The following is an 11,643-nucleotide window of genomic DNA, read 5'->3' on the forward strand; positions in this document are numbered from 1 at the left end:
TTTATAAAAAATAAGACAGAGTTTATTGAGCGAACAGTTTAACAAAAGACGTTCTGAGCAATCATAAAAGTGACTAAAAATAAGATGTATTGCTCATGAGAGTCAAGAGCCAAGCCACTCCCTACAAAGGAGAACACTTTTTACGGTTCCTATAAACAACTCGGTTTGCCACATTTCTTTACACGAATAATGACTGTGAATTGTCTTTGCCCCAATTGATATTTATCTCATTATAAAAAAATAAGCTCCCATCATAACCCAGACAGACTAGCAAACAGCTACATCTAATAGTAAGATTATTGAATAAGAGTGAATATATTCACCTCAAAAAAAACTATAGGAAATACACTCAGCTTAGAAGAAGTTCTTCATGCTTTTGGTTCATGGATTTTTGAACCGTTTTTTTGACAGAGGATGTAAACATTGCTACCTAAGATCATGCGTTCGCGCCTTGCGAACAAAATCTATATGCCTATTTTGTTGACGATTTTTATCGGTCTTCTGGTGGTTATCATCAACTCGTTTTACAGCCTTTCCAATATTACTGACCTCAAATATCAAGAAATCCGTAAAACCTATCAAAACTATCTTAAAAGAGCTTATGAGAGCAAAGCTTCTGTTGCCTTAACCAATGCTATCACCTTGTCACAAAACCCTATCATCATCAACGCCCTGAAGACTGGTCAACGTGATGGTGCACTGCAGCTCCTTCGAAACATTTCGAACAATATGGGCGACTACTCCTCATTTAAGAATGTCAGGATTCATATTCATACGGCGGATTTAAAAAGCTTCATTCGCAGCTGGCGACCTAAAGATTATGGCGATGACCTCAGTGGTTTCAGAGACTCTCTCGTCTATGAGAAACAAAACCAAAAACCTTTTGTTGTTAGCGAAATCGGACGCGCAGGCCTTTTATTACGTGGAATTGCTCCAATTATAGATCACGGTAAATACTTAGGTTCTATTGAAGTTGCAACAGGGTATGAAGATATCGGCCACCTTCTCCAACAAGACTATGGTCTGGATTTTATCGTGTTAGCAGCCCCGTCTCGCAGCAAAAGTTTTCAACGTTTTCACCACTCAAAAGCGATTGGCGACCGTTATTTGGCAATGGATGAAGCATTAGTAGAGCCTGAATTACTTAAGGCTCTAAAAGGATTTCAATCCATTGATATCCGTAAAACAGGCATGATGATAAGAAACAACCTGTTTATGACGTCTATCCCTATTAAAAATCTCGACAACGATGTCGCTGGTTGTCTCATGGTTGCAGACAAAATGTCTCATATCAGCGCTATCGTTAATCAAACACGCCGTTCAATGATTTTTCAGATTGGTTTCATTGCATTTATCGATCTGCTCATACTGTTATCTTTAACATGGATGATTAAACGTAATGTCTTAACACCTGTGATGAACCTGTCCCAAGATGTTCGTAATTTTTCAAGGAATATTGGTAAAAAGCTACCTTCAACGACATCAAATGACAGCTTATTATTGCGCCGCGATGAACTAGGAGGAATTGCTCGCGCCTTTAACAAATCTGCCAAACACATTTCCTTTTTATTCGAAAAAGTTGAAGAATCACAAAAAGTACAAGAAGAATATCTCAAAGCTGTTTATGCGGGCAGCATTGTCTCCAAGGCTGACCGTAAGGGCAATATCACTTTTGTTAACGACGAACTCTGTAAAGTTACAGGATACCAACCAGAAGAACTACTTGGACAACCCCACAGCATTTTAAAGCACTCTTCCACACCAACAGAAACGTTTTCTGAACTCTGGCGAACCATTACCAAAGGTCATATTTGGCATGGTTTACTCATAAACCAGAAAAAAGATGGCGGGGTATTTTATGCCAATACCACAATTGTCCCCATCTTGACGAGTGAAAGTACTATCAGCGAATACATTGCACTTAGGAATGATGTCACAGAACTAATCAACAGCCAGCGGCAACTACGTGAGTCCTTATTTAAAGACGCCTTAACTGGGTTAGATAACCGCTTTAAACTGCTTGAAGATATCAAAGAAAGTGATCCGCATTATATGGCTATTTTTGATATCCGTGCTTTCAAAGAGCTCAACGATTTTTATGGTTATGAAATTGGCGACAAGGTGTTGGTTTATATTGCGCACTATCTTCTCAATAACATCAAAGATAGCTTATGTAATGTATACAGACTTCAAGGCGACGAATTTGCTTTGGTCGGCACTGGAAAAAACGCTTATAGTTTTGAACAATTTATCGAACGCATTCAGGCTATGCTCTATAGCGTCACCAATCAAGTCATGCTGATTGATGATTACAGAATCACATTAGACTTAACCATTGGTATCACCCAAAAACATAATGACCTACTCTTTGAAGCTGATTTAGCACATAAAATTGCCAAAAAGCGTAATAAAGCCCAAGTGATTTATGACGAAGATTACAAACAAGAGCAAGTGCAACAAAACAATATCGAGTGGGTTAAAAAGCTAAAATCCGCCATTCACGACCACCGAATAAAGGCGCTTTACCAACCCATTATCAACAATCATAATCAAAAGATAGAAAAGCATGAAGCACTGATACGTTTAGAAGCTTCTAGCGGCGAATTAATCAGCCCATTCTACTTTCTCAATATTGCTAAAAGAGCTCGCCTATACCCAGCACTGACACATATCATGATCCAAAAGGTCTTTGATACATTACATCAGTATGCCGGTGAATTCAGCATCAACCTCAGCATGGAAGATATTAACACGCCAGAAATTCATGACTTTTTGATTGAAACTCTTAAAAACAATCCAAAACTTGGTGAACGCCTGGTATTGGAAATTGTTGAATCAGAAAGTATCGAAAGCTTTGATATAGTCGAAACCTTTATCAGTAATATGCGTACTTATGGTTGTAAAGTTGCGGTTGACGATTTTGGAACAGGTTACTCCAACTTTGAATTTTTACTAAACCTACACCCTGATTACATCAAAATCGATGGCAGCTTAATTAAAAACTTACCACAAGACCATAAAGCTTATGCGTTAGTAGAAAGTATCGTTATCTTTGCTCAGAAAAACGATATCAAAACCATTGCGGAGTTTGTGCACTCCGAAGAGGTTTATCAAACCGTCAAAGAATTGGGAATAGATTATTCTCAAGGATTCCTTCTAGGGCAGCCGGAAGTAGAGCCAAAACAAAGTCTATAAAAATTTGAACAGTAAGTGGCGCGCCCAAGAAGATTCGAACTCCCGGCCTTTCCCTCCGGAGGGGAACGCTCTATCCAGCTGAGCTATGGGCGCGTGTTTTGATAAATGAGTGGTTTCAGGTTGGCTATTATAAAAGATTTTCTAAAACCATGCGGTCAAATCCGCGTGGTGTAAAAGTGAATGAAGCTAGCGCCCCAACACTTGCACGCGGAAGGTTTTCCCTTTGAGTTTACCAACAGTTAATTGCTGAATGGCTTGCTTAAGACAACCTCGCTCGACCGCCACAAAAGAGCGGATATCCGTAACTTTAATTTTGCCTATTTGAGAGGCTTCAAGCACTTGATTTGCTGTGAGTGCACCAACGATATCGCCTGGACGTAGCTTTTGTTTTTTACCACCATCAATCTGTAAGGTTCTCATTTTGGCTTGAATGGCAGGTTGTCTTAAGAGCTTGGCATCGGGTAGCGGTTCGCCTTGAACCCCTTGCTCTGTCCAACCCAAAGATTCTGCCAACAACGCGAGCTTATAACGATCTTTTTCACTAAAGAAACTACAAGCCACTCCCTTACTGCCTGCACGTCCTGTGCGTCCAACGCGATGCAGATGAATTTCTGGATCATGTGCTAGATGGTAATTCACCACTGCGTCCAGTGCATCGATATCCAAACCTCTAGCAGCGACATCGGTAGCAACGAGGATGGAAATGCTTTTATTAGCAAATTGAATTAAGGTTTGATCGCGTTCTTTCTGATCTAAATCACCATGTAAAGCCTGAGCACTGAATCCAAAATCAACCAGCGCATTCGCCACTTGCTGAGTTTCGGCCTTGGTATTACAAAACACCACACTGGACTCAGGTTTCAAATCTAATAACACCAAGCGCAAAGCCGTTAAGCGTTGTTCTGGTGTTTCTGCTCGGTAAAAATGCTGTGCAATTGTGTGATTATCATGTGTAGAATCCACCTGAACCCGTAACGGGTTCTTCATAATGCGTTGGCTAATGGCTTCTATCTGCTCTGGAAACGTCGCACTAAACAACAGGGTTTGACGTTGTGCCGGAAGTCTTTTCAAAATGGCATCCAATGCAGGTTGAAAGCCCATTTCCAACATTCTATCGGCTTCATCCAACACCCAAACTTTAAGACCTTCGAGCGCCAAACTATTTTTGTTTAGATGATCTTCAATACGACCAGGCGTGCCGACAATAATGTGAGCGCCTTGTTGTAGAGAACTGATTTGAGGGGCAATCGGCACGCCACCGCAAAGTGTCAGCACTTTAATATTCGGTAACTGTCGTGCTAAACGACGAATTTCACTAGCGACTTGATCTGCTAACTCACGGGTAGGGCAAAGTACCAAAGCTTGTATCGAAAATTGCTTGGCATCAATGGTTTGCAACAACCCCAATCCAAACGCAGCAGTTTTACCTGAACCGGTTTTACCCTGTGCAATAACGTCCTTGCCTGCCAATATTGGCGGCAAGCTTTTGGCTTGAATATCGGTTAACCGTTTATAGCCCAAACTGTCTAAATTACCCAATAAACCGGGGAGCAAATTGAGTGTCGAAAACGAAATCGATTCAGAGGCAGTCATAGCTATGCACAATCCTTTTAAGGAGGTGGATTCGCAAGTCAAATCCACAGATTAATTGAACGCTATTGTATAACTTTCAGGCAACATAAATGAACCAATCGACTCAGGCACCAAGGAGAGTGTTGATCTTTTTAACATGATAGACATTTTATCAACGTCATGGCGTATATGACCGTAAAGTTGCCATAGATGAGATGAATTTAAACACCGAACCGAAAAGCCTCACCTATGCTTCAATAGCGTAGCGAGACTCCTCACAAACGAACCACTTATGCCTTCTTTTCAACTTTTACTTTTTATTAAAGTTTTCATCGTGAAAAAATAAATCAGGCACTCAGCCTATAGACTGACTCGGCGTACCCAAGGCTTTAAGCCTGTTAACTTGGCAATGCCTTTGGAGGCTTTGATTGCTTGCAACCGTGTTTCATAACCACCAACAAGAACAGAATAGACATGCTTTCCACTTACTTCTTTTTGCTTAACAACCGCATCCTTAAGATCGTATTTATTGATAAAATCCTGAGCTTTTTGGCGTGAACCCGTTGTTAAAAGTTGTATCGTAAAGTTTTTTGGGGTTACTTGAGGCTGATCTTTTTTAGCAGAAACCTTCTCTACGGTTGGTTGTGTTTCAGTTGAATCATTAGTAGCAGCAGGACGTACAGCATCCGTCAAAACACGACAGTACAGACTAGAGCGCGCTAGGTTCTCACATAGATATTTTGGACGATTAATATCGTCAAATGGCCCCAGTATTAACTGATAAGTTTCATCCGCATTTTTAGATAAAAGCATTTGATATGGACGTGAATTATTCAACCCGCCTAATACTGATGGGAAAACACTTCTTAAAGCTTGCAGTGCAGTTCTTGCATTTTTCTCGGATGAGAAATGCCCTAAGTCAACTGCATACCCGGTATTATCGGTAGGTTTGTCTTTAGAATAACTATAAATCTCTTTTGGATAAAGTCTAAAGTGCGCACCAACAATCAACGTTCCCTTAGCACCTATAACAATTGGCATATCATCTCGGGATTTTAAACCATTTTTGGCCAAAAACTTTTTATCCACATTCAGTGTATAGTTACCGGGAGGAATGGTGTCGATTGAAAAGTAGCCATCATAAGCTGAAACAGCTTTGAATTCTTTTTTAGTCTTTGTACTCGTTAAAACCATAGGAACTTGCCCTAAAGGCTCAGGGAACGAAGAAAGTTGTTTAACAATAGTCGTTGTTCCTTCAACCTCACCTGAGGTAACTACTGGTATCAGCACAGTTTTTACCATACCTGGACGCGGTAAAAATGACACTCCATCTTTTGTCGGAATCCAGAATGGATCTGGAAGAGAACTTGGTTCAAGCTTCAAATCCGTTACCATATTCGGATAGAGGCCGCTAATCAAAGCCACACCTTGAGCATCTGTTTTATCTTCGCGATGCGTTTGCGGACTGATAAACGTCGCATTTTTTATCGGCTTTTCACCAGGATCATATCGGTGATTATTATTCGCGTCTTCAAATACAAAAGCAGCAGCTGCACCACGAGTACTTGCACTTTGAGACGTCATAAACAGACTGTTGTCGACCGGATTCTTACCTAAACCAAAACGGATTGAAAAATAAGCGCTGTTAAATCCATCCTGATCGCCTTGAAACTGTAAACTGGAAATAAAGTGACGTGTGTGCCAGTTAAGAGACAATTGACCATAATCATATTCAGTTTGAAAATCTCGGTTCAATGTCAGATCTGTATTAAAAGAATTAGTGAAATATTTTTGGACTGAGAAATACCCTCTCTTCGCTTTATTTTCGGGCTTTATATCGTAAGTCATCCCTGTTCGCCAAAACGTGTCATAAAAATAAGTCGATGCTTGAAAGTTACCATCCGCCGTTTTTACATTTTTATTCTGAGGAGACTGACTGATCAAATAGTTAATATTATTTGACAAACTGACTCGCCAAAGCTTTAACCCGAGACCCAGACCATATCTATCTACCTCAGTGTTATTGAACTGATAAATTTTCTGATAATTCAACCCATAATTCAACCCAGTAAGTCTAGTACGAAAAATGGGGCCACTCAAAGATACACTATGATTTTCTTCTATACTTGCAGTTTCTAAAGCAGTTCGTCTGAAATCACTACTTCCGGCCTGATACAGATAACTAAACTGTTGATTAAAAAATTTACGAGATAGGCCAAAAGATCCTAAATATCCACCATTAACATCTTTTAGCCACTGAGCATGTAATAAAGTATCCAACAAAAATAAACGGATACCAGGCTGGATAAATTGATGTCGTTGTTTTTCTTCCAAGAAAGAGTAGCTACTAGCATCAAAAGTGAAAGATGCATTCAACCCCAAACCTTTTTCAGCATGCATATTAATACGAGCTTCATCTTGTTTCAGATTGCTCTTAGCATCCACTACATAATTTTGCAAAAGCGTATTTTGCTGAGAAACAGAAAGATCATAAATCCACTTCCCTCCTACCAGAGAAGCTGGATCCAAATCGTAAGTTTGCGTTTTTTCTTCTCTTTGACCTTGAGGCCCATAAAACAACAACTTAAACTCGTTTTTACCGACACTCAAAGACTGATCAAAAAACTGATATTGTCCATTGTCTGACACTTGTGTGGTCGATAAATATATGCCATTTCTGTATAGTTCAACTTGCCAACCAGGTTGCTGAAACCCAACAATATTAACTGTTTGTGTATTGGTAACATGACCATAGGGTCTATTTGATACTCGAACCCCTACCTCATTAGTAGCTGACAAGTTGCTAATTTGTGTTGGTACTAGATCACCTACCTCCACCTGCGTTGCTTTCATTGGTCCTAATAAGTCATTATCAAGAGAATATCTTTCCAAACCAAGTCTGAAGTTAGTCACCTGACTCGGCTTCAAGCTTGAGTTGTAACTGGTGCCTACAAAATATCGTCCAGTCATATACGCCAAGTCTCCCGCACCCAACAATGACAACTGACCAGTATTCTGATCAAGTTTATTATGTGTTCCTGACAATTGAATATCAGCAAATACAGGACCGATTAATTGATAAGGTATATCTTGACGAGCGTATTTGGGAGCAAGATTACCCACTACAGAATCAGACACTTTGTTTTTAAGCCTAGCGTCTACTTGAATAGGCAATGGCTCAGAAGATTTTAAGGTGAGAGATAAACGCAAAAGGTTCATATCAGATTTGATATCAAACCAATTTAATGTTGGTGAAACTTTTACCCATAGTTGTTCGTTATGAACCCAAACATCTTTTTCTGTCAGATTAAACTCATGACCTTTGGCATTAACTTGCCAAGTATTATCTTTTAAATTTTGAATTGAAAAATGATGGTCTGGCCGGATAAACCAGCCGGAAGCTTTGATTTCAGATATTTTTCCACCTGAAATTTTGGTCGTTAAATCGATAGGAAAATTCAAAACAGTGATGAGTTGTTTTAAAGACGTCCAAACCCCATCATTCTTTTTAATTACATTTAATTGACCAAGCTGTAACTTTCCAACCTTAACATCAACTAAAAATGCATCACTAGTATTAGAAACTAGCTGATTGCCTCGAACATATTTACCTGAGACAGGGTCGTAATAAAGTGGGGCTTCTGCTGCATGAGCGCTTAATATGCTAAAACTGCTCAGCATAACTATGAACAGCACACCTCGCTTAAGAAGTAGCATCATTTGTAAACAAAAGATTTTTTAACAAATACTTGATTATTAAAAGCTTTTCCACCTTTATAAACCAACTTATAATACCCTTTTTTAAGGGTAGGCATTTCCAGATTCACCCGGTTATTTTTTAGAAAAGTGTTCTCTCGATAGATAGCAACATTATTGAAAAAACCAACGTTTCGATAATTACCGCTATCAAGTGATCGCCAATAGACATCAACTCGTCCATTGACGCCAAATTCACCACTTCTTTTAAGGTCAAATTGAATTTGTGGCTTTCCATTCGATGATAATTTGTTTGGAACAAATATCACGTGCTCCATATCGACCTTCGCTTTAAAATCAGTAGCTCTCACAAAAATCGGGATCGAAAACGACATTAGTATATGTAACTGAATCTTTGCATCGTTTTGCTTTGTAATAAGATTCGGCGGAGGCAACTCCGTAAACAGCATATGAGTCCTGTACTCTCCTGAACTTAAACCTGCAGGTCGTCGAACTCCGATGCGAATTTTTTGTGCCTGGCCGGGCGCCAAAGTCATTTGACGGGGACTGAATCGAATCATTCTTTTTGCAGAATTTAACTGTTGCAACTGCTTTTTATTTGGCTTAACGATAAGACCGCCGCCATATTTTTGCAGCATATTGATCAAGTCTATCCGATAGGTTTTGGTTTGATTGGAATCATTAACAACATTAACCACCTCTGCACGATCTCTAGGCTCAAAGATCACTCTTTTAGGTGTAATCATTAAACTGGCCTGAGCGACTTGTACCCAAATCATTAGTACAAAAAATCCAGTAAACCAAAGCTTCAACATTTTTACTCCTAATTAAAACCTGTTAAGGTTGCTTGAGCTGATTTTATAAGAAAATTCAATAAAGACAAATTAATTGTAATTAAAGACAATCTGATAATTTCGGAAATAAGTGCCATCCAAATAAGCAAGACCAGTGCCACTTGTTTTCAACCGACCAAAAACACGCAGTTCATAACTACCATTAGCATCGGTATTAAAAGTTTCAGTTTCTAAGGAAGGAAATATATCAAATTCTGTTGCTGTAGCAGAGCCTGATTGAAAGGTTGTTTGTGATGGAGCTGGCTGAATAGAAGCCGTTATTTGATAGTTAGCGGGAAAACCGTTTAATGCAAAAATACCAGGATTACCTGCTTGTAAAATAACAAAAGCGTTATCTGCAATAACACCATTATTAGGATCAAGAGCTAAAGTATAGACTGCATCATTTTTGGTAATAACGATTTTACCAAACCATAAATGCTGAGTTTCGATAATTGTTTCTGCCGCAAAACTTGGTCTTGGACAGCTAAAAGAAAAGATTAATCCAATCATCTGCAAAAAAAGCGTTGCGGAGATGATTTTTTTAGATGGCTTGATTGTTAAGCGCATAGGTAGGGTAAATTCCCGTATTTTAAACTATTCAATAATAGAAAATCACCTATGCTAACAAAATTTGTAAGGAGTGTATACAGCACACCCCCCACAAAGCAACAACCAAAATTATTGGTAATTTGCTACAACAGTAAAAGTACCTGAGTAAGTACCATCTGATGCCGGACCTGCTGTTGCACTATCATCTGCTGTGTTAGGAATAGTGATAGTTGCACCCATATTGAACTCTAACGCACCGGTAGCATCAGTTTGCAATGCACCTGAAACACCACTGGTGAAAGAACCAAAAGAACTATTCGTTACATCATAGATAGTTGGTGTCCCGATTTTCAAAGGGTCTGCTGACGGATTTGAACCGTTCGTCAAAGTTAACAATCCACCGGCTTCTCCCAGATTGGTAGTAACCAAAATATTGGAATTAGCGCCCGCACCAGCAATAGTAAACTTGGCAGGTGTTCCCTGTGTCAAAATAGTGATCTTAGAAGCTGTACCATCCGTCTTGGTGGAAGGTGCTGCGGCACCCTCTAATGGGCTTAGAGCAAGAGTGGCACTATCCGACGCAGTAGCCGAAATAGTGGCTACAATCGAACCAAAGTTCATGTCTGCAGATTTGGTTAGCGTAATAGCGCCATTAACTGCGACTGATGCTGTTGCATTAATAGGGGTATTGGCAGCTTGTGCGGTAGACACACCTAACGCAGCCAAAAGCCCTAATGCGAGTTTTACTTTCTTATAAGAATGTTTCATAACATACTCCTCAAGTTGATAGATATGGGTTGCCCCAACTAGCTTTATCGACAAAACTTTAACTAACTTTAACAGTTTTTACCAATAAACTTTCTTAAACTCATTTTTATTTAGATTTATAATTTTTCTCAATCAAAATAAAGAGTTAATTCTTTCACTGACCATTAGTTCAATAACGTTATTCAAACCTTTTGACAGCATGATTAATCGCCACTCACATTCTTATAAAAGCAATTGTAATGGTTCATTAAATCCCGTAAATGCAACTTCGCTTGATTCCAATCCATAGTATTTCATTTGTCTTTTTCAGGCAAACTCAAACATCAAAACATATTTAAGGTGTAGGAGGCTGTAAATCATCGGATACGTGCTTCAATCCTTTTAAGTAATGCAACAGTTCATTAACTTCAGAATCTTTCTTAGCCATAGCAAGCAACTTGGGCTCTAGTGTCTTCCACTGTTTTAAAATAGCTAACACCCTTGGAGAGTCTTCTCCGGTATTAGATACTTGATTAATAAAACCTTGTGTACGGCGAATCAGCATCTCATTTGGCGTCAACGACGATACTCCACCACTCATTAACTGATTAGGCGACATAGCTCTAACTTGCCGAGAAGCAAACATCTCAGAAGGCGTAGAGGTTCTAAATAAAGCATCTGGCGAAGACGCATATTTTTCTTTGAGTGTTGTAACAGAATAACTATGCTTTACTTCAGCTTTAACCGGCAATACGTAAAAAACACTAAATACACAAATAAGGTTAAAACAATTCAGATACTTTAATCCACTCTTCAATACTGCCAAAGCGCTGTTAAAAGCCATTTGATTTCTGAATGTTGTTGGCTCCTGCCAATCGATTTTGCCATCCATATTACTGCTCTCGATTTAAATTAAAAATTGTCGCCGAAGGCAAAGCAGGCATTATGCCAATATAAACTTTTATACTCGACACTTCCGTTATTTGGCCTCAAAAAGGCTCATTCACTTAATTTCAACGAGTGTAAC

Annotated in this window: 7 protein-coding genes and 1 tRNA gene; 1 reads left to right on the forward strand and 7 read right to left on the reverse strand. The window is 39.2% G+C overall.

Annotation, left to right across the window (positions count from 1 at the left end; all coding sequences use genetic code 11):
- Window positions 1-423: 423 nt before the first annotated feature.
- On the forward strand, window positions 424-3,195 hold the full coding sequence (locus tag N745_RS12340; protein WP_157833759.1) for an EAL domain-containing protein: 2,772 nt from the start codon (window positions 424-426) through the stop codon (window positions 3,193-3,195).
- Window positions 3,196-3,211: 16 nt separating this feature from the next.
- Here N745_RS12340 and N745_RS0109215 read toward each other — a convergent pair.
- From N745_RS0109215 to N745_RS0109245, 7 genes are all read right to left on the reverse strand, one after another.
- A tRNA-Arg gene (locus tag N745_RS0109215) sits at window positions 3,212-3,288 on the reverse strand.
- A gap of 93 nt (window positions 3,289-3,381) precedes the next feature.
- Window positions 3,382-4,788 carry an ATP-dependent RNA helicase DbpA gene (dbpA, locus tag N745_RS0109220; protein ID WP_024851837.1) on the reverse strand — a complete coding sequence of 469 codons (1,407 nt, stop codon included), beginning with the start codon at window positions 4,786-4,788 and terminating at the stop codon, window positions 3,382-3,384.
- A 339-nt stretch (window positions 4,789-5,127) separates the two neighbouring features.
- Complete coding sequence (locus N745_RS0109225) at window positions 5,128-8,448, reverse strand: SPOR domain-containing protein (RefSeq protein WP_024851838.1); 3,321 nt, start codon at window positions 8,446-8,448, stop codon at window positions 5,128-5,130.
- Between the two features lie 35 nt (window positions 8,449-8,483).
- Window positions 8,484-9,299 carry a fimbrial biogenesis chaperone gene (locus N745_RS11940; protein ID WP_024851839.1) on the reverse strand — a complete coding sequence of 272 codons (816 nt, stop codon included), beginning with the start codon at window positions 9,297-9,299 and terminating at the stop codon, window positions 8,484-8,486.
- A gap of 69 nt (window positions 9,300-9,368) precedes the next feature.
- A complete protein-coding gene (locus N745_RS0109235) occupies window positions 9,369-9,887 on the reverse strand; it encodes a hypothetical protein (protein ID WP_024851840.1) in 519 nt (172 codons plus the stop codon).
- A gap of 111 nt (window positions 9,888-9,998) precedes the next feature.
- Window positions 9,999-10,637: a DUF4402 domain-containing protein gene (locus tag N745_RS0109240; RefSeq protein WP_024851841.1), complete on the reverse strand. Its 639-nt coding sequence runs from the start codon at window positions 10,635-10,637 to the stop codon at window positions 9,999-10,001.
- Window positions 10,638-10,971: 334 nt separating this feature from the next.
- Window positions 10,972-11,508 carry a hypothetical protein gene (locus N745_RS0109245; protein ID WP_024851842.1) on the reverse strand — a complete coding sequence of 179 codons (537 nt, stop codon included), beginning with the start codon at window positions 11,506-11,508 and terminating at the stop codon, window positions 10,972-10,974.
- Between the last annotated feature and the right edge of the window lie 135 nt (window positions 11,509-11,643).

It is taken from the genome of Hydrogenovibrio kuenenii DSM 12350, assembly GCF_000526715.1.
GTDB lineage: Bacteria > Pseudomonadota > Gammaproteobacteria > Thiomicrospirales > Thiomicrospiraceae > Hydrogenovibrio > Hydrogenovibrio kuenenii.